General features: G+C 42.5%; 28 protein-coding genes. 4 read left to right on the forward strand and 24 right to left on the reverse strand.

From position 1 onward, the window contains the following. Positions 1 to 39: 39 nt before the first annotated feature. The 4 genes from M1D81_RS17705 to M1D81_RS17720 all read right to left on the reverse strand — a co-directional run bounded on the left by M1D81_RS17705 (position 40) and on the right by M1D81_RS17720 (position 3,295). The gene (locus M1D81_RS17705; RefSeq protein ID WP_087977781.1) at positions 40 to 846 is read right to left on the reverse strand and encodes a zinc-dependent metalloprotease; all 807 of its coding nucleotides are present in this window, start codon (positions 844 to 846) and stop codon (positions 40 to 42) included. 224 nt (positions 847 to 1,070) lie between these two features. After that, a complete protein-coding gene (locus tag M1D81_RS17710; RefSeq protein ID WP_024426378.1) occupies positions 1,071 to 1,571 on the reverse strand; it encodes a YwgA family protein in 501 nt (166 codons plus the stop codon). A gap of 30 nt (positions 1,572 to 1,601) precedes the next feature. Then, positions 1,602 to 2,903 carry an HD domain-containing protein gene (locus tag M1D81_RS17715; RefSeq protein WP_400519214.1) on the reverse strand — a complete coding sequence of 434 codons (1,302 nt, stop codon included), beginning with the start codon at positions 2,901 to 2,903 and terminating at the stop codon, positions 1,602 to 1,604. 170 nt (positions 2,904 to 3,073) lie between these two features. Then, complete coding sequence (locus M1D81_RS17720; protein ID WP_003215259.1) at positions 3,074 to 3,295, reverse strand: DUF1450 domain-containing protein; 222 nt, start codon at positions 3,293 to 3,295, stop codon at positions 3,074 to 3,076. Positions 3,296 to 3,537: 242 nt separating this feature from the next. Between M1D81_RS17720 and M1D81_RS17725 the strand changes: the two genes are divergently transcribed. Continuing rightward, positions 3,538 to 4,347 carry an RsfA family transcriptional regulator gene (locus M1D81_RS17725; protein WP_024423774.1) on the forward strand — a complete coding sequence of 270 codons (810 nt, stop codon included), beginning with the start codon at positions 3,538 to 3,540 and terminating at the stop codon, positions 4,345 to 4,347. A 33-nt stretch (positions 4,348 to 4,380) separates the two neighbouring features. Here the strand turns inward: M1D81_RS17725 and M1D81_RS17730 are convergent, their stop codons facing one another. From M1D81_RS17730 to pta, 12 genes are all read right to left on the reverse strand, one after another. Next, a complete protein-coding gene (locus M1D81_RS17730) occupies positions 4,381 to 4,614 on the reverse strand; it encodes a DUF5970 family protein (RefSeq protein ID WP_024426379.1) in 234 nt (77 codons plus the stop codon). Continuing rightward, on the reverse strand, positions 4,611 to 6,887 hold the full coding sequence (locus M1D81_RS17735) for a glycosyltransferase (RefSeq protein WP_456266175.1): 2,277 nt from the start codon (positions 6,885 to 6,887) through the stop codon (positions 4,611 to 4,613). The genes M1D81_RS17730 and M1D81_RS17735 overlap by 4 nt, the downstream gene beginning before the upstream one ends. 118 nt (positions 6,888 to 7,005) lie before the next feature. Then, positions 7,006 to 7,491: a tetratricopeptide repeat protein gene (locus M1D81_RS17740; RefSeq protein ID WP_024426381.1), complete on the reverse strand. Its 486-nt coding sequence runs from the start codon at positions 7,489 to 7,491 to the stop codon at positions 7,006 to 7,008. Between the two features lie 40 nt (positions 7,492 to 7,531). Then, positions 7,532 to 8,377 carry a lipoate--protein ligase family protein gene (locus tag M1D81_RS17745; RefSeq protein WP_326149000.1) on the reverse strand — a complete coding sequence of 282 codons (846 nt, stop codon included), beginning with the start codon at positions 8,375 to 8,377 and terminating at the stop codon, positions 7,532 to 7,534. A gap of 263 nt (positions 8,378 to 8,640) precedes the next feature. Beyond that, positions 8,641 to 8,820 carry a CDI toxin immunity protein gene (locus tag M1D81_RS17750; RefSeq protein ID WP_456266174.1) on the reverse strand — a complete coding sequence of 60 codons (180 nt, stop codon included), beginning with the start codon at positions 8,818 to 8,820 and terminating at the stop codon, positions 8,641 to 8,643. A gap of 67 nt (positions 8,821 to 8,887) precedes the next feature. Then, a complete protein-coding gene (locus tag M1D81_RS17755; RefSeq protein ID WP_456266173.1) occupies positions 8,888 to 9,214 on the reverse strand; it encodes a hypothetical protein in 327 nt (108 codons plus the stop codon). A gap of 15 nt (positions 9,215 to 9,229) precedes the next feature. Further along, the gene (locus tag M1D81_RS17760; RefSeq protein WP_456266172.1) at positions 9,230 to 10,753 is read right to left on the reverse strand and encodes a T7SS effector LXG polymorphic toxin; all 1,524 of its coding nucleotides are present in this window, start codon (positions 10,751 to 10,753) and stop codon (positions 9,230 to 9,232) included. 11 nt (positions 10,754 to 10,764) lie between these two features. After that, positions 10,765 to 11,043 (reverse strand): YwqI/YxiC family protein, encoded by a 279-nt coding sequence (locus M1D81_RS17765; RefSeq protein ID WP_456266171.1) that lies wholly within the window; start codon positions 11,041 to 11,043, stop codon positions 10,765 to 10,767. A 4-nt stretch (positions 11,044 to 11,047) separates the two neighbouring features. Then, the gene (locus M1D81_RS17770; RefSeq protein ID WP_456267088.1) at positions 11,048 to 11,446 is read right to left on the reverse strand and encodes a YwqH-like family protein; all 399 of its coding nucleotides are present in this window, start codon (positions 11,444 to 11,446) and stop codon (positions 11,048 to 11,050) included. Positions 11,447 to 11,620: 174 nt separating this feature from the next. Continuing rightward, on the reverse strand, positions 11,621 to 11,776 hold the full coding sequence (locus M1D81_RS17775; protein ID WP_456266170.1) for a hypothetical protein: 156 nt from the start codon (positions 11,774 to 11,776) through the stop codon (positions 11,621 to 11,623). A gap of 124 nt (positions 11,777 to 11,900) precedes the next feature. Next, positions 11,901 to 12,077 carry a hypothetical protein gene (locus M1D81_RS17780; protein WP_176365002.1) on the reverse strand — a complete coding sequence of 59 codons (177 nt, stop codon included), beginning with the start codon at positions 12,075 to 12,077 and terminating at the stop codon, positions 11,901 to 11,903. Then, entirely contained in the window at positions 12,025 to 12,996 is a 972-nt protein-coding gene (pta, locus tag M1D81_RS17785) for a phosphate acetyltransferase (RefSeq protein ID WP_456266169.1), read from the reverse strand. Before pta ends, M1D81_RS17780 begins: the two co-directional genes overlap by 53 nt. A 240-nt stretch (positions 12,997 to 13,236) precedes the next feature. On the opposite strand from pta, the gene hemQ reads away from it, so the two are divergent. Both hemQ and M1D81_RS17795 read left to right on the forward strand, forming a co-directional pair. Next, positions 13,237 to 14,007, forward strand: a complete 771-nt coding sequence (gene hemQ, locus M1D81_RS17790) for a hydrogen peroxide-dependent heme synthase (protein WP_342499802.1) — start codon at positions 13,237 to 13,239, stop codon at positions 14,005 to 14,007. Positions 14,008 to 14,074: 67 nt separating this feature from the next. After that, entirely contained in the window at positions 14,075 to 15,235 is a 1,161-nt protein-coding gene (locus tag M1D81_RS17795) for an MFS transporter (RefSeq protein ID WP_456266168.1), read from the forward strand. Positions 15,236 to 15,448: 213 nt separating this feature from the next. Here M1D81_RS17795 and M1D81_RS17800 read toward each other — a convergent pair whose 3' ends face one another. Continuing rightward, positions 15,449 to 15,928 (reverse strand): Lrp/AsnC family transcriptional regulator, encoded by a 480-nt coding sequence (locus tag M1D81_RS17800; RefSeq protein WP_456266167.1) that lies wholly within the window; start codon positions 15,926 to 15,928, stop codon positions 15,449 to 15,451. A 145-nt stretch (positions 15,929 to 16,073) separates the two neighbouring features. On the opposite strand from M1D81_RS17800, the gene M1D81_RS17805 reads away from it, so the two are divergent. Beyond that, entirely contained in the window at positions 16,074 to 17,276 is a 1,203-nt protein-coding gene (locus M1D81_RS17805) for an MFS transporter (RefSeq protein WP_456266166.1), read from the forward strand. A 65-nt stretch (positions 17,277 to 17,341) separates the two neighbouring features. Here M1D81_RS17805 and M1D81_RS17810 read toward each other — a convergent pair whose 3' ends face one another. Genes M1D81_RS17810 through M1D81_RS17840 form a run of 7 tightly spaced genes read right to left on the reverse strand, consistent with a single transcriptional unit; the run spans position 17,342 to position 23,232 of the window. Continuing rightward, positions 17,342 to 17,797, reverse strand: coding sequence for a dTDP-4-dehydrorhamnose 3,5-epimerase family protein (locus tag M1D81_RS17810; RefSeq protein ID WP_024423802.1), 456 nt, complete (start codon positions 17,795 to 17,797; stop codon positions 17,342 to 17,344). Continuing rightward, positions 17,790 to 18,644 carry a dTDP-4-dehydrorhamnose reductase gene (gene rfbD / locus M1D81_RS17815; RefSeq protein ID WP_456266165.1) on the reverse strand — a complete coding sequence of 285 codons (855 nt, stop codon included), beginning with the start codon at positions 18,642 to 18,644 and terminating at the stop codon, positions 17,790 to 17,792. Before rfbD ends, M1D81_RS17810 begins: the two co-directional genes overlap by 8 nt. A gap of 3 nt (positions 18,645 to 18,647) precedes the next feature. Next, positions 18,648 to 19,613, reverse strand: coding sequence for a dTDP-glucose 4,6-dehydratase (rfbB, locus tag M1D81_RS17820; protein WP_456266164.1), 966 nt, complete (start codon positions 19,611 to 19,613; stop codon positions 18,648 to 18,650). Then, on the reverse strand, positions 19,610 to 20,350 hold the full coding sequence (locus tag M1D81_RS17825) for a sugar phosphate nucleotidyltransferase (RefSeq protein ID WP_456266163.1): 741 nt from the start codon (positions 20,348 to 20,350) through the stop codon (positions 19,610 to 19,612). The genes rfbB and M1D81_RS17825 overlap by 4 nt, the downstream gene beginning before the upstream one ends. 2 nt (positions 20,351 to 20,352) lie before the next feature. After that, positions 20,353 to 21,381: a PseG/SpsG family protein gene (locus M1D81_RS17830; protein ID WP_257802360.1), complete on the reverse strand. Its 1,029-nt coding sequence runs from the start codon at positions 21,379 to 21,381 to the stop codon at positions 20,353 to 20,355. After that, complete coding sequence (locus M1D81_RS17835) at positions 21,378 to 22,118, reverse strand: cytidylyltransferase domain-containing protein (protein WP_456266162.1); 741 nt, start codon at positions 22,116 to 22,118, stop codon at positions 21,378 to 21,380. Before M1D81_RS17835 ends, M1D81_RS17830 begins: the two co-directional genes overlap by 4 nt. Then, entirely contained in the window at positions 22,108 to 23,232 is a 1,125-nt protein-coding gene (locus tag M1D81_RS17840) for an N-acetylneuraminate synthase family protein (protein ID WP_456266161.1), read from the reverse strand. Before M1D81_RS17840 ends, M1D81_RS17835 begins: the two co-directional genes overlap by 11 nt.

The raw sequence follows: 23,232 nt of genomic DNA on the forward strand, positions 1-23,232 counted from the left end.
AGGACAAGCACATGGGTGTTTGTCCTTTTGTCTGCCATTTTATCTGTACCACGCTTTATTACGGTTCACTTGATTTTTATGAGCCGCATCGAAGAAATCGACTGTGTAAGAATAATCATAATTCATTAGGCAGACAATGCCGCTTCCTTGAGGGTCGTGCGGTAAGCCAAAGTTATGACCGTATTCATGCGTAGCCGCTTTTGCAGTGTTCGCTGTTCCTTGATCAAGGTTAACGGCGAATGCACTTCCGCTTGGTGCACTATTGTAAACATAAGCGATTCCGCCAGCATCAAAGTTTGGATTTGCTGTAAATCCAGTGACAAAGTCATATCCTCTGCCATCAAAGCTGCGCGCAAGGTTAGACAAAATTTGCTCTGCATTTGATCCCGAAGACGTCCAAGATCCTACGGCTTGTACGACAAAGTCCACGTCATGATCACGGTTAAACGTGACATCTGCTTGCTCGATGATGCTGACAATCCGTGTTTGCCAGTCACTATATTTCGCACGATACTGCGCATCAGCGACCGCATAGACAGTGACCTTCTGACTGCCTGTACTTGCTTTTGTTGAAATTGAATCTCCTGTATTGGCCTTAAAGGTTCTCGAGCCTACCTGCTTACCAGACTCATCTAATACCTTTGTTGTCACATCTCGTTCAATTGGAGGTGCTGTCTTCAAATCTTTAAAATCTTTTGCTTTTGGCAACCCCTCACTAATATGGGTTTCGAACGGCGCATGACCATGATCATGACCTGCACTCGCTACTGGTGCTGAAGCTGAACTTACCCCCGGTAACAAACTACCTACCAATAAAAATGACAAAAAGACTGAACGCTTTTTCATTCCTATCCCTCCTTTGTTTTTCACAAAGTTATATATTCACTGAAAATTCACCATTTTCCTTTTATTCAGTCAAAAACAGGGAATTAGATATACAGGAAGAAAGTCGAATTACGTCATTTTCACTAATTTTTCGGATATTTTGACACACATTTCATCGAAAAATAGCGCTTTTGGTCTGGGTCTTACAAAACAAAAAAAGCCCTAAAAGTCGGGCTTTTGTTCAACTAATTCAATTCCTTCAACTGATCAATATAAGCAAGGGCCGCCTCAAATTCTTCGTCCGTATAGCGCTGCTTGCTTTTAATGGTGAAGACCTTTTCCTTCACCTCATCTTCTGGCAGGTTATCAAAATATAAAATCGTTGAGACAAGCTCTAGGAAACGGGATGATTGCTCGTTCATCTGCTGCGTCAGCGCTTTGAGGTCAGGCATGTCCACTTCACACTGATCGAGAAACTCTTTCCCATTGTCCGTCAGCGAATAGCGATATTGATAGTATCCGCCCTTTTTTTCCTTCATTTCGTCCAAGAATCCAAGGTTGCACAGCTCTTCAATTCTGAGCGTCAACTCCTCTGAATAGGGGCCATAAAAATGAAAATCGTATTTCTCGTAAAAAGGCAAATCTAGCTTTTTTGCTATGTAAATCATCTTTTGCAGCTTCTTCCGTCCAACGATTTCCCCTGATTCAGAGAATACCTTCATCAACTTTGCATGCTCTTTCAACAAATTCCCGACATCTCCTTTTTCAGTACTTCCTTATCCCAAACCAAGCAGCTTCATGATCGCCTTTTTTTCTTCAGCTTTTTCCGACATATCTACAATTAAGTCCATCGGGAAATAAAGTTTATGATCGGTTCTTCGTTTACCGGAAATGGCGTCAACAATATCTGACTGTCTCGACAGTTCTTTAATATGACCGCTTTGCGTCAAAAGGTGGATTGGCAGCCTCTCTTCTTCCTCCCCTGGTCTGTAAAAGTCATAGGGCAAGTCAGAAGATGAGTCGACCACTAAATAATAGTCAGGATCAATTCCTGCCTCCTTGAACAAGGCGGTCAGCTTGAAATATTTCGTCATTTCTTCATTTGGATTAAACTCTGTATATTGGAACAATCGGCGGTTCATAAAACGGCGGCACAAATCAGCCAGCACGTGATCTTCTTCATCTTCCCACGCCTGAAAATAAAATAAGACAATGGATTCATCCAGCTTAATATAGTCCTCTGTGGTGACATTCCCCTCAAAGATTGAATAAAAGTGAACGGGGGCATGTGTAAAAATATAACCCGTTTCATGCAGCTCTTTTGCCCGGTGAAGAATTTTCGTTAAAATGACTTCCGCACTGCGTGTCACTGGGTGGAAATAGACTTGCCAGTACATTTGATAGCGGCTCATAATATAATCTTCAACCGCATGCATCCCGCTCTGTTTCATCACAATCTGATCTTCTCTCGGGCGCATTACACGTAAAATACGTTCCATATCAAAGTGGCCGTAGCTGACGCCTGTATAGTAGGCATCACGCTGCAAGTAGTCCATTCGGTCGGCATCAATTTGACTTGAAATCAAACTGACCACCTGTTTGTTTTGATACGTTTTGGCAATGACTTCAGCCACATGCTTCGGGAAATCATCATTCACCCGGCGTAGCACTTCATTGACTTCCGTCTGCCCTAAAATAATATCTCTTGTAAACGATTCATGGTCTAAGTGGAAGACCTTTTCAAAGGAATGAGAAAATGGACCATGTCCGAGGTCATGAAGTAAGGCAGCACTAAGTACAAGCTCGCGCTCTCCTTCATCCCATTCAGGCCGCCCTTTAAACACATCATCCACAATTCGTCTCACAATCTCGTATACACCGAGTGAATGATTGAATCGGCTGTGTTCTGCACCATGAAACGTCAAATAAGTAGTTCCTAGCTGTTTAATCCGTCTCAGGCGCTGAAACTCTCTTGTTCCTATTAAATCCCATATTAATGCATCCCTTACGTGAACATAACGGTGTACAGGATCTTTAAATACCTTTTCCTCAGATAATTTCCCTTTTGGATACGCCATCGTTTCGTCCCTCTTTTTTTAAGACGTGTTTCTATTATATCGGGTAACTTTTCCCGAAAACATCCTTGAATTTGCTGGTGAATGTGTTCTCATAGATTGCACGGACGTAAAAAGCCCGACCTGACAGGGACGGACCTCTTTTTAGGTCGACTGAACACATTCAGTGACATTTATTTGACTTTTTTTTGAACCTTTTCAAGTAATTCATCTTCTGTTGGTGCGGATAATGGGCGATTGTTCACAAACGCAAAAGCCTTTTTTCGTCCTGGACCACAATAGGATTGACAGCCGATCTCAATTTTTGCATCAGGGTCAACCGATTTGAGTCGAGGCAATAACGTCTTTAGGTTCGTCGCATCACAATCGTCACATACGCGAAACTCATTAGCCATGGTCTTACGCTTCCTTTCAATGATGATACTTCATTCTATATGAAACAGTTGGACAGCCAATCGTGAATAATATACCACCCAACATTGTACATCGAAGCGGCTGGACATGCAAGACGCTTTGCCGCCCCAATCACAAGCTTACATAAAAGCTAGTATTTTCCACTATCCTTTTAGCAAACTTGTATAAACCTTCTTGAACTTGGCTAATCTAATACCATCAAATCATATGGGGGTTTAAACACATGTCAAAACAAAGACAAGATGCTTGGTCAGAGGAAAATGATCTCCTCTTGGCAGAAACCGTCTTACGTCACGTCAGAGAGGGCAGCACGCAGCTAAATGCGTTTGAAGAAGTTGGAGATAAACTGAACCGCACCTCAGCGGCATGCGGATTTAGATGGAACGCTGTCGTCAGACATCAATATGAAAAAGCGTTGGCACTTGCCAAAAAACAGCGAAAACAACGGATGCGCGCACTTGGCAATGGCCAGCCTGCGAAAAAACGATTACTTTATCAGCCGCAAGTAGAAGAAACAGTCACTCAAGAGGAATTCTCACAGGAACTGGAGCCTGCAAAGGAAGAAACATTTGCACCAGCAGCTGAAACGGCTGAACAGCTTCAGTTTGTGGATCAAAGCTACAATGAAGAGTTAGCTAGTTTATCACATTTATTGTCACAGGCTGCTCCTGCCCCAAATACCGCAGAGAAAAAGCCGGAAGCAAATCCATTTAGGCAGCATCAAGAATTAACCATCGACGATATCATTGATTTCTTACGCCGTTATGAAGGCGATGGTCAGCAATCCACTGCCTTACGTATGGAAAACAGCCGCTTAAAACGAGAAAACAATGAGCTTTCTCATAAAGTCTCGCAGCTAGAAGCTGAAGTGAAGAAGCTTGAAAAGGATCAGCTCACGATTCAAGAAGATTATGAAACACTCGTGAAAATCATGAACCGTGCAAGAAAACTAGTTTTGTTTGAAGAGGACGATAGTGCCGCACCAACCTTTAAAATGGACCGGAACGGCAACCTCGAAAAAATGGCAGAATAACAAAAAGTGCTCCCCGCCTCGGGAAGCACTTTTTTAAATGCCCAAAAATAGCATCACACTAAAAAGGACATTGATCAAAAACACAAACATAAAAATATACCTGACCTGCCTTACCTGAAAATCACCAAACATAAAAATATAAAGACCTGCAATGCCAAGTGTCAGGACAGGCTGAAGAAATGGCACTAAAAGCGAAATGCCGTAGCCGGCTCCCATGATGACAGGAAGCCATAGTAAATAGAGGTAACCGCCGTTTTTGGATTTCAAGAAACCACTCCCTCTCTTTCTTCTATCTGCTTGATTTCGGGCTGAACAAACTTGAGTCCGGCCATTGTGCGGCCGCGTTTTTGTGATGTCCAGACTGCAATCGCCGGCTGATCTGTGAGAGATTCTGTGTCAATGGTGATCAGCACTTTCTCATGTAATTCAATTGAAGCTTCAGACTCGATTTTGCACCCAGATACACTAATATCATGTATGTTCACCGGCACCTTCTCTTCTAACCGGCCTTCATAGGACAGCGTGCCTGCCACACCTTGCAAAGGTCTTCTCATCCATTTGCGCTGCAAGGCCTTTGGTACCTTCTTTGTTTTTCTTAAAAAGCGGAGAAACGTCCGAACAGCATAGGATTTTTTCTCACGATCTGTTATCGATACATGCTCTCGTGTGAATAAGAAGCGGATCAGTGATAAATACTCTGATTTTTCTGTGTCAGTAAAAGCAACACCAACCATCAGCTTGTCTCCCTCTGGATGGCTCCAAACCACATCACACGCCACACTTTGATCCTCTGAAAAGAACAATTGCATTTGTCCTTGATTTAAAGAAGAAGCTTGATCCAATGGAATAGATAGACGCGCACCTGAATCACTCATATCTAGTAGAAAACAAGCAATCGATTCATCTTGACGATCAGAAAAGAGCTGCCCCTCTTTTTCTATGACAAACCGCTCTGATTTTCGATAACGCGGACGATCAAACGCCACAATCAGTGCCATGAATAGACCTGCACCGTTATAAAGCACCCAAAAAATATTAATCAACGTGAGTTCAGCATTCATCGTCCCATTTACCTTCATATCGTATCCTATTTTCACAAGGACAAGCAATGAGAGCAGCAAGAAGATCAAATGAGGAATCATCGTTTTCAAATGAAAATGTCTCTTGTCCGTTTGAATTCCCTTCGGCGTGACAAGGAATTCAACCCTCTTCTTCAAAAACAGCTCACTTAAAGCTACACCAGCCAGATGGAATGCCATAGAGCTTTCGTAAATATGACTCCAAAACATACTTCTTTTTTGATTCGACACCAGTTTAAACGCTAAATACGAACTAAAGAACGCCGGCAGCCAAAACATAAAAATGGACTGGAAATCGGCCCAGAAACTTTGAATACCAAACAATAAAAACAAAATCGGTGTAAGAATGTAAATCATTTTAAACAAACCGTTAAACCAATACACAATGCCATCTAAATAAAGAACTCGCTGCATAAGCGTTAAGCCGCGAACCTTCAATGGATTAAACTTACGGGCGCACTGAATGTTCCCTCTCGACCACCGGTCTCTCTGCTTTAACAAATCAAGCCAGCTTTCAGGTGCGAGACCGACGGCTAATACTTCTCCGACAGACACAGATTTGAACTTCCCTTGGAGAAGCATTCCGGTCGCCATGTCTTCTGTAATCACTCCAGTAGCAAATCCGCCAATTTCCTCTAAGGCCGTTCTTCTAAATACAGTATTACTCCCGACATACATCACCGCATTGAACCGATCCTTACCAGCCTGGAGGGTTTGCATGAAGAAGTCCTGTTCATTTGGAATTCGATCCTTCGAGAACATATTATATTGGAAAGGGTCTTCGTTATAAAACGCCTGTGGAACTTGAACAAACGCAGTCGCTCCATCATGAAAGTAAGGCACTGTCTTTTCTAAAAAGGCAGGAAGGGGGACCATATCAGCATCAAGTGTGAGAATCAGCTCCCCATTCGTTTGAGACATCGCATGGTTTAAATTACCCGCCTTAGCAAACTTGTTATCTGTTCTTGTCAGATAATGAACGCCAAACTCAGATGCAAGCTGCTCCACAGACTCCCTCTTGCCATCATCACATAAATAAATATGGACGCTGTCTTTTGGATAAGACAGATTCAAACAGCCTGCAACCGTGCGTTTCAGCACTTCAATCGGTTCATTATATGTAGCTATGAAAATATCAACTGTTGGCAGCCTGTCAAGATCACTGATCGTGACTTGTTTCCGATTTGAAGGCTTCCAAACAAGTGTATAAAACACAAGCAGCTGTAAAAATCCAATACATTCACAGGCAACAAGCAAGATGCCCATTATCATATTAAATGTACCTTCATGCGGCAGTGTAAAGAAGAGACGCCAGCAAATATATGCGGCATTTGTTAACACACAGAGCACAATGATGATTTTTTTAACAGTAGAGGCCAGCGGCTGAATACGATACATCACATACAACACAGACAAAACACAAAGCATCAACAGCGGGTAATACGTGGTGAATAATGACAACAAATTTACCTTCTTTCTTACGCCATAAATGACTATCACATATAAAATTCCATAACAAAGGAGGGGATTTTTTCATCACATTGCCCCTCCAAATCTATTCAAGCAGCCAAATCAACTATTATTTCCATAACCTATCTAATTGATTTGAATAAAAATCAATCGCTTTTCGATAACTTAAAATAGCAGGATCTTTTGTCGTTTCAGTTAAACAGTTCAGTAATATTTCCATCGCTTTGCTGTGTTCCTTTAAATTATACAAAGTCATGGCATAGAACGTTTGAATGGCTTTGTTGTCCGGATAAGTTTCCATCCCTTTTAGGAATATCTGTTTTGACTTTTCATATTCTCCTAAAGTTCTGTATGTACTTCCTAACCCTAGTAAAGCGTCTTCTAGTTCTTCTGAAGACAATCCTAACTCAATGGCCCTTTCATAAAAAAAGACAGCTTGCCTTTCCTCTCCTAACAGGTCATAACTCCAGGCACATTGATAATGAATAGAGGCATCGTCTGGATACTCCTCTGCAAGATGAGACAGCAATTCATTTGATTCTTGAAGATGTCCACTTTTTCGAAGTTCAATGGCTTTTTCAAGCTTTGTTTCCATCACTTCACCTCTACTCTTTTCAAGATAAAAAGACTGATATTTACGAAAACACCTTTTCATTCCGCTCAATCATCCGCGTCATATTTTTCTCAAATTCCAGCTGTTCTTCTGCATTCAGGCCCGAGGCTGTCAGCTGATTACTAAGCTTTTGAAGCTCCTCTAGTAATAAACGCATAAGAAGCGTACAATCAATCGGTTCACCAATTAATTCTGATAAGGATGCCATCGTATCCGGCTGTATATCAGGAAATACTGCCTTCACTTCTTGCCGTTTATCCTTTAAGGCGGCATCATAAAAACGGCGGATCAAGTCGGCACGTTCACGCCCGCTTCCATCTGCACACAAATAAATTTGCACAGCGACCCCACCGCGTAATCTACGCTGAGAAATGCCTGCAAATTTCTTTCCATTGATACTTAAATCGTAGCTGCCTGGACAATAAGAGCCGACTATTTCATAGGCTTCAATGTCCACATCATACATCGACAGCATCCGGCTGATCAATTCCACCATCGCATCATATCCGCGGTCAATATCAATGCCCTTCTTTTGTTCCGCAAAGATTAAAGACACATTCAGTACACCTTCATCCAGCACCACAGCAAGACCGCCTGAGTTGCGCACAATCACTCGATATCCCTCTTCCTCAAGCAGCTTTACGCCATCTTGGAGAAATGGAAGTCTTGTATCCTGAATCCCAAGCACAATCGTATTGTGATGCACCCAAGAACGGGCTGTCGCTGGTGAAAGGCCCTTCCCCACCGACGCGCAAAGCGTATCATCCATCGCAAAGGATTGCTTCGGGTCCACATAGAGACCGAGACTCGACTGATCGATGATACGCCATTTTGGCTGTGTCAGTAACTCAATAGGTTCATTTTTCATCTCCTGCATATCCTCTCGTTCATAAACTGTGTTTATTATACCATGGGATGAATGGGGGGAGAATGCAAAAAAGCTCTATAACATTTGGCGTCACAGAGCGTTTCAGTTGGATGATTTGGTTTTCTTGTTCTTGCTTTTCATGATGAAATATACAGAGAAAACTAAAACGATGGGTATCACAACTACGAGACAAGCAGTGATCCATGTATTCCAAGGCAATGTGATCATCTTCTTTATTGGATTACGCTTCTATGTTACAGCCCTCACTCACCCATTAATGTATCCACTTGCTCATAAGAAGATATCTTCTTCCATTCAATTTGCCCCCAATCAGTAAATGGAAAAGAATTTTCAAAATCATTTAATATTTGCTCTCTATTATCTTCATAAAAAATATGGATATCCTCACCTAGTGCCTCAATACACTCATCTAATAAACTCACCTTTTCTATCACTTCTTCTCATTTATTTTGAAAAGAATCTAGTCTCTTTCCAACTCTTATTAGAAGTTTAGTTAACGATACATTCAGGTGAAAATTTCACAAAAACAGAGTTTTTACCATCATCCATCATTCTTTTCAATTCCTTACCTAATGAATAATTTGAATCTGGTTCTGTTTGCAATACAGAAACAATATTTCCACCCTCCCCTTGAGTAAGACAGGTTAATTGTAAATATTCATTGTTATCATAAATAAAAGAAACGATGTAATCATAGAAATTATCTTCTATGTTTTCCTTATTTAATCCCTCCTTAAAAACTCTGACTATGGTTCCAGCCCAAATTCGAGTATCGTCTTCAACATCCTGAATAGATATCCAATCATTCTTCATCATTCTATTACATCCTCTCTACTTAATTTTTAAATTATGACCACCAGATGCATCAGCAGGTTTAGTTTGTTTAAAATCAAAATCAACCTCTCCTTGATGCTTTCCCTTGTTATTTGTTTTTTCAAAACGACCATGCTGTGTATCTACTGAATATAAATCTCCAGTTTTAGGGTCTTTATATACATCCCTGCTATTAATCTTACTTAATTTTGAATCTTTTATTAAGCCATTACTTTTAGCAATTTCTTTTACTTTCATTTTTACAGCTGCGACACGTTCTGCTGGAGGCAATTTCACTAATGATTTTTCAAAATCTTTAGCCCCATTCCTCGCACCTTTAGCACTCTTCTCAACCCTCTTAGCTGCTTTCTCCCCTTTAATAATCTTAAAAACATATTTCCCCACTTTAACAATGTTAGTGCTTGGAACCATGTACACTCCTGATACCAAACGATCCATATCCGCGACTTTATCACCTGTTATCGGATCTCTTCCTGTAATAACCCGAATCGCGTCGTTTATTCCTGTAAATTCAACCGCTGTATTTAAGATATTTTGGGGTTGACCGCCTGTTTTTACATCAGAAATCGGTTTAACGCTCTCAATCGTCACTTTGTTTTTTTCTGATATTCGTAACCGATACAGCATTCCGTCTCGCATGACGTCAACCGTTTTGGCATGTTCGAAGTTGATCTTTTTGTACTCATTTATGTTGTATACTTTTCCATTTAAGGTCAAGGTGGTTTGATTGATTTTACTAGACGGGGTTTCCCGAACAACCGTCTCCACATTCGCCTGTTGTTTCTCTTTCAGTTTCTTCAGCATGATCATCAATGGATTGTCTTTTGGGTTGTCTATTTTACCTTTCAATCCACTGATGGTGCTGCTTATTTTCTCTTCTTTTCCATCTTTGAAAATAGAACCCTTTTGATAGCTCGTGATGTCGATTTTTGGGCCGGTGAACATGGTACTTAAGGTATCTATGTATTGCTTCATTGTTTGAAGGGAGCTTTTGGTTTCATGTAAAGCACTTGTCTGCTCCCTGTCAAATGCATGAAGCAGACCAATGGTTCTTGATGTCTCAAGCCATGCCTTTTGATAGTTTTGCTGTAAAGCTGATTCGTCTACATTTGGCAAATGAACAATATGACCAACTCTGCCGATGGCATGGTTTACCTCTGAAACAATTTCAGAAATCGTACGTTCAGCTTTTTTTAAGCCTTGATCAAGATCATCTTCGATAAACGCTTGTGAGATAAAGCCGTGCTCGTTTGATTCTAGTGCGTGAAGAGCCTGCTTTGTGTTTTTTAATGCAGCGCTATATTCCTCAATGACGGCCTGAAAGAATTGCAGGAAGGGAATATGGCATTCTGTATAAAAGGCGCGGATGGCTTGTCCCGCCTCTCCCTTTAGTGCGCCATCGAGTGAGATGATGTGATTGATTTGTTTTTCTAGGGAACTGATTTGCTGTGACTGCTGCTTTAACGCATTCAGCGTTTGATCTATTCCGTTTATTAGCGCAAAGGCGTCAAGGGTTTTCATTGCGTTCTCCTTTATTTTCTTTTACTGCTGGAAGCAAGCGCCTTGTCCGTTTCAATCATGGTGTTCACCGCTTGTTCTGTTTGTACAAGCTGTTTCTGAAAAATACCTATATAGGATGTACTTAATTCGTTCAGCTGCTGATTGATCTTTTCTAATGTGTCTGCCGTCAGGAGATGATTTCTCCCTTTGATGGTGGTTGGAAGGGCTGCATTCATTTGAGCGCCTGATTGCTTTGCATGCTGTAATACTTGTTTGACCTGGCTGGCATCTATTTTAATTTCTCTCGTCATGTGACTACCCTCTTTTTTCTTCCAGTTGTTTCTGCTTTTCTTTCTCTATTTTTCTTTCAACCGAATGAATTTCATGTTCTAACGAATGGATATCCGATGTTAAATCACTGATTTTCTCATTGATTCGATTTAATAGATTGGTTAGCTGTACACCTTTTATTTCCTGACTGGCGGAAGCCATTTCGTCTCGAATGTCATCAAACGTGTCTGCCAAATGGCCAAACCATGTATGTGATGTCAGGTCTGGATGAGTGATTTTTTTGCTGGCATCTGACAGGGCCCACTTTGCCTCTTTGATTTCTTTTCGGCACATATTGAGTTCGATGATTTGTTCTTTTTTGATAGATATATCTGCCTTTAATGAATACAAGGCTGCTTTATAACCGATGATTGTTCCAGATATGGTCAAACACCTCTATTCCTTAAATAGTCCTCCGTTATGTTACCATTTACTAGCACAAGAGGCATATGATTGAAAGTGAATTTACCAAAAAATGAATCGTACGTATTGGGTTTTAATACCTATTTCTCACACGCAAAAAAGCTGGATTCATTTACTGAATCCAGCTTTTTATTGCTATTTGAGCGATTCACCTGCTGTTGCTGATGGATGATCGCTAAATGCGGTGTCTTTCTTTTCAGGAATATAATTGAGAGAGAAACCGACAAGACTGAAAAAGGCACTTAACACCAATGTTGGGTTTTTGAATAGGTTCGTACTTGCAATGATCATATCTCCCTTTTGCAAAAGAATCCCTAGTATTTGACCGAATACCAACAGGGCTCATGACGTTAAGAACAGGACAAGCAGCACTTTAAATAAAAATTCCATCAATGCTCTCATGTGTTTCTCCTTTCTATACTGGAAGTATTCCCATTCCGATGAGCCAGCCAATTCCTACGATCGGCATATTGTACACATTTGTCATCAAAAAAACAGCCAGCACGAATCTATCGTACTGGCTGCCTTTGTCGAGATCATTATAGTGCTTGAGCTGCTGTGATAAGCGCAAGGTTGTAAACGTCTTCGGCATTACAGCCTCTTGATAGATCGTTTACTGGCTGGTTTAAACCTTGAAGGATAGGACCTACAGCTTCAAAGTTACCTAAGCGCTGTGCAATTTTGTAGCCAATGTTTCCAGCTTCGAGGCTAGGGAAAACAAATACGCTGGCGTCGCCTTTGATGACGGAATCTGGCGCTTTTTTCGCTGCTACTGAAGGAACGAAAGCTGCATCGAATTGGAATTCTCCATCAAGTACAAGCTCAGGTGCCTTTTCTTTTGCAATGCGAACTGCTTCAGATACTTTTTCTGTTTCGTCTGATTTTGCTGAGCCTTTTGTAGAGAAGCTAAGCATTGCCACACGTGGTTCGATATCAAACATTTTTGCTGTGTTTGCACTTTCAATCGCAATTTCAGCTAGATCTTGGCTGTCTGGAGCAATGTTGATTGCACAATCAGCAAACACGTACTGCTCTTCGCCGCGAGCCATGATGAAGACGCCAGATGTTTTCTTTACGCCTTCTTTTGTTTTAATGATTTGAAGTGCTGGACGCACTGTGTCAGCAGTTGAGTGTGCCGCACCGCTCACAAGTCCGTCTGCAAGACCTTTATACACAAGCATTGTACCGAAGTAATTTTCATCTAGTAATGCTTTTCTTGCTTGCTCTTCTGTTGCTTTGCCTTTACGTCTTTCTACGAAAGCTTGTACAAGCTCTTCAAAACCTTCATATGTATGAGGATCATACACGTCAACACCATCAAGTGTAAGACCTAATTCTTTTGCTTTAGCTTCAACTTCTTGTTTTTTACCTACCACAATTGGCTGCAATACTTGGCCATCTGCTAATTTTTGAACGGCTGTTAGAATGCGTTCGTCCATTCCCTCAGGAAAAACGATCTTTACTCCTTTACCTGCAACCTTTTCCTGAACTGTTGAAAAAATATCTGCCACTTCAATACCCTCCTTGATTTTACAAAAAAAGCGTTCTCTTTTAAGCATACTCTTCTTCTACCTAAATTCAAACTACCAACTTATATTATAGCGCTTACAAATTAAATTCTTATTTTTCAAACTAATTTAATCAATTTTGATAAAAGCTGTTTTCTTCGTTCAAGTTTTGATCACATCTCCATTTGGACAAACTATGTTATAGTTGGAACAGATGGAAAACTGTTAATAGGAGTGAAAGAAATGAGCGAACAACATACAACAAATGAAGCAGCTCAAACACTAGATGGCTGGTATGCGCTGCATGATTTTAGAACGATCGACTGGACAGCTTGGAAGCTTTTGACAAGTGATGAGCGCCAAGCCATCATTCATGAGTTCACAGGTCTATTGGAAAAATGGAAAACAGCTGAACAAGATAAGGCTGGGAGCCAAACAATCTATAGTATTGTCGGCCAAAAGGCAGATATTATGCTCATGATTTTACGTCCGACAATGGAAGAACTAGGTGAAATTGAACTCGAATTCAACAAGACACGGCTAGCAGAGTTTACAATTCCAGCTTATTCGTATGTTTCAGTTGTCGAGCTCAGCAACTACTTAGCAGGAAGCGGCGATGGCGGCGACCCTTACGAGAACCCGCATGTACGTGCTCGCTTATATCCAGAGCTTCCTTCTTCTCAATATGTGTGCTTCTATCCAATGGATAAAAGACGTTCTGGCAATGACAACTGGTACATGCTTTCCATGGATGAGCGTAAATCTCTTATGAGAAGCCACGGTTTAATTGGCCGAAGCTATGCTGGGAAAGTAAAACAGATCATTACAGGTTCTGTTGGTTTTGATGATTATGAGTGGGGCGTTACCCTTTTCTCTGATGATGTGCTTCAATTTAAAAAATTGGTTTATGAAATGCGCTTTGATGAAGTCAGTGCACGCTACGGCGAATTTGGTTCCTTCTTTGTTGGAAACCGATTAGCAAACGAGCAGCTGGCGTCTTATTTCCATGTATGATAAAATCTTAAAGCTTCGGATCTCTCCGAAGCTTTTTTATGTATTTGTTTAGAAAGGTGATCACATCATGAAAAACTTCCCCATCGCTATTTTTGCGTTAACGCTCGGTGCGTTTTCGATTGGCATGACTGAATTTGTCATCATGGGACTTTTGCCAAATGTCGCAAACGACCTTCATGTATCAATTTCTGCTTCAGGGCAGCTAATTACTGGATACGCACTTGGTGTCGCAGCTGGCGGACCTATTTTAACGTTATCGACTGGAAAAATGTCGAGGAAACGTCTCCTCATTCTGTTAATGATTCTTTTCGTGGCGGGAAATGCTGCTGCCGCTGTCTCGACCTCTTATGGTCTATTAATGGCCGCCCGTATTTTAACGTCATTTGCTCATGGAACCTTCTTTGGCGTCGGAGCCATTATGGCTGCAAGGCTTGTGCCTAAAGAGAAAAGCGCAAGCGCGATCAGCTTCATGTTTACAGGATTGACAGTAGCCAATGTACTCGGTGTGCCGTTCGGTACCTTTATCGGAAATCAATTCGGCTGGCGTATGTCTTTTCTAGTCATTGCCGTCATTGGTCTCATTTCCTTAATTGGTATCATCAGCTTAGTCCCAAATCAGTCGAAAGAAGAAGTGCTCGATATTCGAAATGAAGTATCCGTTTTGAAAAAACCACAGGTACTCGTTTCCTTTGCAATGACCATCTTTGGTTTTGCTGGTGTATTTACAGCCTTTACGTATATCAGCCCAATCCTGCTGCAAGTCACTGGCTTTCAGGAAAATGGGGTGACGCTCATCCTTGTCCTATTTGGACTTGGGGTTACCATCGGGAATTTAGTTGGCGGAAAGCTTGCTGACTGGAAGCTGATGCCTAGTATTATAGTGACACTGATCCTCCTCATTGCTGTCCTGTTATTGTTTACAGTCACTTCCGAATTCAAAGTGCCTGCCGTGCTGACCATTTTTGTTTGGGGAATCATTTCATTTATTCTTGTTCCTACCTTGCAATACCGCACGATGAACATGGCACATGAGGCACCAACACTCGCATCGACGCTCAGCCATTCTGCCTTTAATATTGGGAATGCCGGCGGTGCAGCGCTTGGCGGTCTTGCTATCGAAATCACACATTTACAGCTTGTTCCGTTATTTGCTGCAGCTGTGACATTTATTGGGCTCATTATTACAATCATGAGCTATCAGTCAGATAGACGAACAACAAGGACCTGAGCCAGGTCCTTGTTCAGATTGTTGACAAAGGGCTAAAATGATTTTTATTTTAGCTCTTTGTCTTCTTTTCAGCGTGATAGAAAACCTTTGCAGTCTAGGAAGGACGGCTACTTTTGCGGAGCGAATTTGACATTCGTGAGCACCGGCACGCAGGCCTGACACCGAATGCGAGGGTTTGTCTACACGCTGAAAGGACCTGAGTCAGGTCCTTTTTTATTTCACCACAGTCATTTCTGGCTCTTCTATTTGTTTCAAGCGTTCCTGAATGGGATGGGAAAAAGAGTGCTCTGACAAGACAATATGGGAGACGGTTTTTGCAAATCCAGACACTTTTTGAATAAAGGCTTCAATTTCTTCAAGAGAAGAAACAGACAGCTTAATGAAAAAGCAAGACTGCCCTGCCACTCGATAAGCAAAAAAGGCGCGTGGATGCTCGTTCATAAAAGCCACAAAACGCTGATATTCCCCATTTAACACTGTAACTTCCAGCAGGCAGTCAATCAGAAGCCCTAATTTTTTATAATTGACCTGAACAGAATACCCTTCGATAATCCCTGCATCCTCTAATTTACGCACTCTTTCTGCTACCGCAGGTGCTGATAAATTCACTCGTTTGGACAATTCCCTCATGGATAAGCGGGCATCTTCTCTCAATTCATTTAAAATATGCATATCTACATCGGTGATTTTCATTCGTACCTCTCCTATCCAAAAATCGTTCCATTTGATAAGTATTTTATGATAATACTTATGATCCGAAATGTAAAATAAAACTAAATAATGGTAGAATTTATTTTAACGGAATTGAATGAAAAAGCAAGTATGGAGGGATCACTTGATGAAAGAATCTTTAGACAGCCAGGCTTCTAAAACATTTCCCATCACACTTGCCATTGCACTCACACTTGGCGTTTTTGCGGCGGGATCGGAAGAGCTGGTGATTTCACCACTGCTGCCTGATTTATCAAACTCCTTTCAGCACTCTCTTGATGTTCTCGCTCTTTCCATCAGCATTTATGGGTTAGCTGTGCTGGTTGGAGCTCCGCTGCTCGTTCCTTTAGGGGACCGGTATTCAAGAGAGCTGTGTTTGATTATCGGGCTGTCTTTCTTTTTAATTGGAACAGTGATGTGTGCTGCTGCCCCAAATCTGACAGTGTTTTTTGCAGGCCGTGCGATTTCTGGGCTGGCGACTGGTGTATTTGTGCCAACAGCCTATGCTCTCGTGGGCGACCGGGTTCCATATGAATATCGCGGCAAAGTGATGGGACTCATTGTATCGAGCTGGTCTCTTTCTCTTGTCCTTGGTGTGCCCATTGGCGCCTTTATTGGTCAAAGTTTGAACTGGCGCTGGACATTTTGGATTTTCGCCATGATGAGTCTCGTTGTCCTGCTGCTCGTCATTCTTGAATCTCGAAAACAAGTCGCAGCAGCTGATCCGAAGGCATCTCAAGCTAGGGAGAAATCAGGCTCTATATGGGGGGCTTTAAAAATCGACCGAGTCCCTGCCTATTTGACCGTGACATTTTGTAACATGCTTGGATTTTATGGCATGTACTCATTTTTAGGGGCTTACCTGCAAAGTCTGTTTTCTGGGGGGCAATCAACAGCTGGACTTCTGATCATGGCTTATGGCGTTGGTTTTTCCATGAGTATATTTACCGGGAAATTAGCTGATTGGTTTGGCAAAACACGCTCACTTTTCTTTGTGCTGGGCGGCATTACGCTCGTTCTTGCCTTACTTCCTTATGCACCGTTCTCATGGACATTGCTCATTTTCACTTTATTGATTTGGGGTGCCATGCAAAGTTTATCCGTCACGCTTTTGAGCACCGTCCTGAGCGACTGCTCTCAAACCCACCGAGGCAAAGTGATGGCTTTTTACAGCCTTGCTTCCAATCTTGCCGTTATGCTTGGGTCCGCTCTGATGGGACCTGTTTATGTCCATTTCGGCTATCATACGGTAGGGCTTGTATGTGCACTCATTACGCTTTTTGGTTGTATCGTCAGTTTTGTCAGCTATAAACGTGAACGAGGTGCTTAGAGAAATGAAGGACTGTTGTTGTATAAAAGTAAAAAGACCTTTCTTTTCTGAAAGGCCCTCGTTCTCTATTTAAATGTCGTTTCCCAATTAAACCCGATCGTTTCGTCATTCCAGGCGATTCTCTTTTCATCTGGGTTTTTCGGGTCATACGATTCTGTTGTGAAATACACAATTTGCAGCGGCGTCTCACCTAGTACACGGTAGCCATGCGCGACACCCTTTGGGATGAGAAGCAGCATCGGATTGTCTTCCCCCATATAATACACATCGGTTTGCCCCTTTGTGGGAGAGTCCTCACGCAAATCGTATAACACGACCTGTGCATGACCTGCCGGGAAGAACCAAACGTCGTCTTGTTTTTCATGATAATGAAAGGCTTTGATCACGCCTGGAAAGCTTTTCGACCATGACGCCTGACCAAAGCGTTTCAGCATCGGCTCATCATCTCGAATGAGCTCTGCAAAAAAGCCGCGGTCATCACAATGTTTCATGAGTTTTTTTGTTTGAACACCATCAATCATGCTGTTGCCATCTCCCTTCTTTCTGCAAATATTCGTGAAGTGCATCCTTCCAATGCCTCGGCTGCCAGCCTGTGGCTTCAATGGCTTGAAGATCTAAGACAGAATAGGCTGGACGAGGCGTTTGGAAGCCATACTCTTCCGTGGAAATCGGCTCAATTGTGGCGGACAGGCCGCTTTTCATCACAATTTCTGACGCAAAATCAAACCAGGAACAGCTTTCTCGATTACTGACATGGTACACGCCTGCCTTCTGATTAAACAAATGAATCAAGGCCTCGGCTGCATCCTTTGTATAAGTAGGAGACCCTATTTGATCGTTCACAATGCGCAAATGATCCTTCGTTTCAGCGAGCCGAAGAATGGTATTCACAAAGTTATGCCCCTCATGTCCGTAGAGCCACGAGGTACGAATGATTTTCACTTCGTCTGACACAAGCTGAATCAATTCCTCACCAAGCTTCTTACTCTTTCCATAAATGGTTTGAGGATCTGCTTGTGCATCGACTTGGTAAGGGGTGTCCGCCTGCCCGTCAAACACATAATCTGTACTGACATGTAACACATCAGCGCCTGCGCGCTTTGCTTCCAGGGCTGTATAGTAGGCGCCAATGCCATTCACAAGATACGCCTTTTCGGTTTCTGTTTCACATTGATCAACAGATGTATAGGCTGCTGCACTGACAACAATATCAGGCTGATAGTGTCTCATCGCATGTCTAACTGCCTGCTGGTCTGTGATATTGAGCATGTTCCTCGTTAAGGCAATGACGGTCATGTCTTTTTTTTTGAGCTGTCTGCTCAATTCTTTCCCTAATTGGCCGCCTGCACCGGTGATTAAAACTTTCATCCGTCACCCTTCTTCGCTCTGATCGTATTTGGTTCGATACCAATTGATCGTTTTTTCGATACCTTCTTCAAATGACGTCTCCTGCGTCCAGCCGAGCTCGCCTTTTAGCTTACTGGCATCAATGGCATACCGTCTGTCATGTCCTTTTCGGTCTTGAATAAACGCAATTTGATCATGACTGATTCCGAGCTGCGATAGAATCGTTTTGGTTAAATCGAGATTTGTTTTCTCATTGCCGCCGCCAATATTGTATACCTGCCCGGCTGTGCCGTTTTCGAGCACCTTCTTCACAGCTCTCGCATGGTCCTCTACATACAGCCAATCGCGAATTTGCCGGCCGTCTCCATAAATCGGGATTTTCTCTCCATTGACTGCTTTTCTAATAATGGTCGGTATTAATTTTTCCTCATGCTGATACGGTCCGTAATTGTTACTGCATCGTGTAATCATTGCGGGTAATTGGTGAGTGTGGATATAGGATTTCACAAGCAGGTCTGAACTCGCCTTGCTTGCTGAATAAGGATTATTCGGTGAAAGTGGTGTTTGTTCTGTGAAAGCAGGGTCAGCTGGCTCCAAATCTCCATATACTTCATCTGTTGAAATATGAATGAGCTTTTTCGCCTTTCCTTTTAAGACCGCTTCAAGCATACGATACGTTCCGAGGACATTTGTTTGAATAAAAGGCTCTGCCGATTCAATGCTGCGATCAACATGCGATTCTGCCGCAAAATGAATGATTGCATCATAGACTTCGTCAAATGCTTGATCCAGCTCATGCTGAAGGGTAATATCCCCCTGAATAAACCGAAAATGAGACAACTTTAATAATTCATCCATCTCGTCTGGATGACTGGCATATGTTAATTTATCAAAAACGGTGAGCCTGATATTTGTATCCTGAAGCAGCAGCTTCACAAAATTCAGTCCGATAAAACCCGCTCCGCCTGTAATTAAATAAGACTTCGTCATTCGGATCCCTCTTTTTTCTTCATCGTTTCAAACATTTTCGCAGATGCTTCGTGGAGAGATTCATGTGTTCCTGCATCAATCCACCACCCTTTTAACATATCATAGGTCAGCTGGCTATTTGAGATATAGAGATTGTTCACGTCTGTAATCTCTAATTCGCCTCGATCTGACGGCGAGATTCTCTCAATATATTGAAAGACTTCTTGATCATAAAAATAGATGCCCGTGACGCAGTAAGATGAGCGCGGATACTCCGGCTTTTCTTCTATTGATAAAATCCGTTGGCGCGTGGCATCAATTTCTGCAATGCCAAACCGGTTTGGATCTGCCACTTCTTTCAACAAAACCTTGGCTCCTCTATCTTGCCGCTGAAAGGCTTCAACAAAAGGGTTTAGCGAATCCTCAAATACATTATCACCAAGCATAAGCACAAACTTCTCCCCTTTGACAAAGGGCTTTGCATAGGATAAGCCGTCTGATATCCCAGACGCTTCAGGCTGTACCTGATATACGATGTTCATCCCCAGTTCCTGATCGCTTTCAAGCAGCTTTTGAAACAGCGGGATTTGTTCTTCTTGTGATATGACCATCACATCTAAAATCCCTGCTTCCTTCATTTTGAACAATGACCAATAAATCATTGGATATGGACCAACCGGCAATAAATGTTTATTGAAGATCTTCGTTAAAGGCGCCAGTCGTGATCCCTTTCCTCCTGCTAAAATAACTCCCTTCACATCTACACATCCTTATGTTCTTTTTGGTGATGATTCATGAGGTGTATAAGAATGTTTTTCACTCGTTCAGTTCCTTTTCCATCGATGAGTGTCCGTCCATTGAGATGGATGCTCCTGCGGAGAAAATAGCTGCCGGACAGCCTTTCCACAGCACATCGTATATCTTTTTCATCCACAAGTTCACCTAATCCAAGATGACGGCAGGCTCCCTTTTGTGCAAAACGAGCGGCTGTCACTGCTTGGTGGTCGACTTGTGAAAGGACAATACTGGGCACTCCGATACAAACTGCCTCGTATAACGTCATCCCGCCAGCCACTATTGCCAGATCAGCTTCCGAAAGGCGCGCAGGTAATTGATCTGTATGACGAATGAATTGAATATGCTCAGCCTCTATTTGTTCTTCAATGCGGGAGGCTTTTCCTGTAACCGCTAAGATGTGTAAGTGATCAGCTTCGAGGAGTGCTGATACAGCCTTTGATAACAATCCGCGCGGGTCACTGCCCCCAAGGCTGATGACAACCTTTTTGCATTCTTTTCGAACCTCATATGTGTCTTTTAATCGGCTTATCTCTTGATCTAACAATAAATAAGGTGTTCCATAAAAATATTCTGTCCCATCTACTTGCATGTGCTTTTTGTCCAGACCGCCATAAATGCCGTTCACGACAGCATCGGCAAGCTGACAGGCTTCTGCTCTTATTTCTTCGAATAAAACCAGCCTTGCAGAGCCGGAGGACGCTTTGATCAATCGAAGAAATTGGAGGTCACAATCAAGTACATCAATCAGCAGAAGATCTGGATTCAGCTCTTTTATGTCCTGCTCCATCTGAAGGAATGCCTTCGACTCCTGCACCAAATGAACGTGCCAATCTGGACCTGAGAGCATTTCTACACAGATCTGTTCATTTGTATAGAAAGATATGTCGTTTCCTTCTTGAAGCAGTTGATTTGCCAGCCGTTTCATTCTGACGACATGCCCCATTCCTCTTAAAAACCCACCGTACACAACAATCATGATTTTCTTGTTCATTCAGCATCCTTCTGTTTCACAAATTGATTCAACCGAACAATATCAGGGTCTTGTTCGCAAATGGTGATGAGTTCAGCCGTAGGTACAGCAATGGAGCCGCCAGCTTTCTCTAGTAAACGGGTCGCAAACACATAATCTTCTTCTGTATCAATCGTGAATCGATAAGCAGGATATGCAAGTTCTTTGGGCGGTGTGAATAATTGCAGGTGAAATTGCTCAGGATGCTTTCTGATATAGAGCGTGACATGCTCACGCTCTGGCTGCGTAAGGGGAAAATTGTCGATTTCACTTAAAATCTGTGCGTCGATCATTTCCCCGGAAATACCGAGTGGCGTTCCAGCCGTATACGTGTAATCAGCCTTCTCTTGTCTATGTTTTTCAAGCATTTTCGACAAAAGGACTGGATCTATAAATGGGTTATCTCCTGTTAAACGCACAATGGTTTGCGGTTCAAAATGACGGACAATCTGCGCAAATCGCTGCAGTACATCCGTCTCACTGCCACGAAATACTTTATAGCCCTTGGAGAGACAATAATGAGCCAGCAGATCATCTTCTGCCTCAACTGTTGTGGCGATCATGAGATTCTGCGATTTGTGATTGTAATGATCTGATTGCTTTACTCGTTCAACAATCAGGTCGATCAGCGCCATACCGCCGATCGATTTCATTACCTTTTTTGGCAGCCTTGTTGAGCCCATTCTCGCCTGTATGACAAAAAGGACATCATTGATCATTTGGCGTCTCCTTCATGAGTACATCTTTCCACGAAACCCCTGTATGGGCCGGGATATCTCTGACAGCCTTTGCGCCAAGTAAAACCGCCATATACCTTGGATGCAGACCTTGGCTTTTTTGTCCTGGACGTAACACAGCTAGATTTTCTGCGGTCAATGTCTCGCCCTTCGCAATGCCTTTTGTCGTAAAAATGCCTCGATACGCAAATTCACGAATCTTGCCTTCAATAGCTGTTGTCGTTTTATAAGAACTGCCAAGGAGCTCTTCTGGCACTGAATGAATATCAGCTTCTTTTAAATTCCGCTGCTTTTCTGCCGCTCGAATATGCTGAACCATTTCCTTCAATTCTTCAGGATCAAGAGCAAAGGAATGATCAGCCCCAGGTAACGTTTTATCGACTGTAAAATGCTTTTCAATGATTGCTGCCCCAAGCTTCACAGCAGCTACAGGCGCTTCAGTTGGATGCTCACTATGATCAGAAAAGCCAATGACTGCGTCGGGAAATGCCGCAGCTAAAGTTTGAAGCACGCGCAGATTCGTGTAAGCTCTAGGTGCTGGATACTTTGCTACGCAATGCATGATAGCGACCTGCTGATTTTGCTCGCTTGTAATCGCCTCGTATGCTTCATGGACATCCGAAATGGTTGCCCCGGCTGTTGAGAATATGATGGGCTTTTGAAAAGATGCCGTGTGACGCATAAGAGGCAGATGATTGATTTCATAGGATGCCAGCTTGAAAGCCGGCGGATCGGTTTGATTCAATAGATCCGCAGATTCTTCGTCACACACTGTGCTTAAAAATACCAGCCCTTTTTCCGCGCAACGTGACAATAACACCGGGAGCCATTCTGGCGGCAGCTCCATTTGTTCCACTAAAGAAAAAATAGACACCTCTTCCCCCTTGGCTGTTTCGTACAAACCCGGTTCCTTTTGATACATCCGATCAGCTTGAAACATTTGAAACTTCACCGCATCTGCACCTGCTTCTTTTGCCACATCAATTAAAGCAAGCGCCTGATCCAGCTTTCCATCATGGTTAATGCCTGCCTCTGCAATGATAAAGACAGGCGCACCATCCCCTACTTTGCGATCTCCGATATAGAAATGCGCCAT

Source organism: Bacillus sp. JZ105 (genome assembly GCF_053903125.1).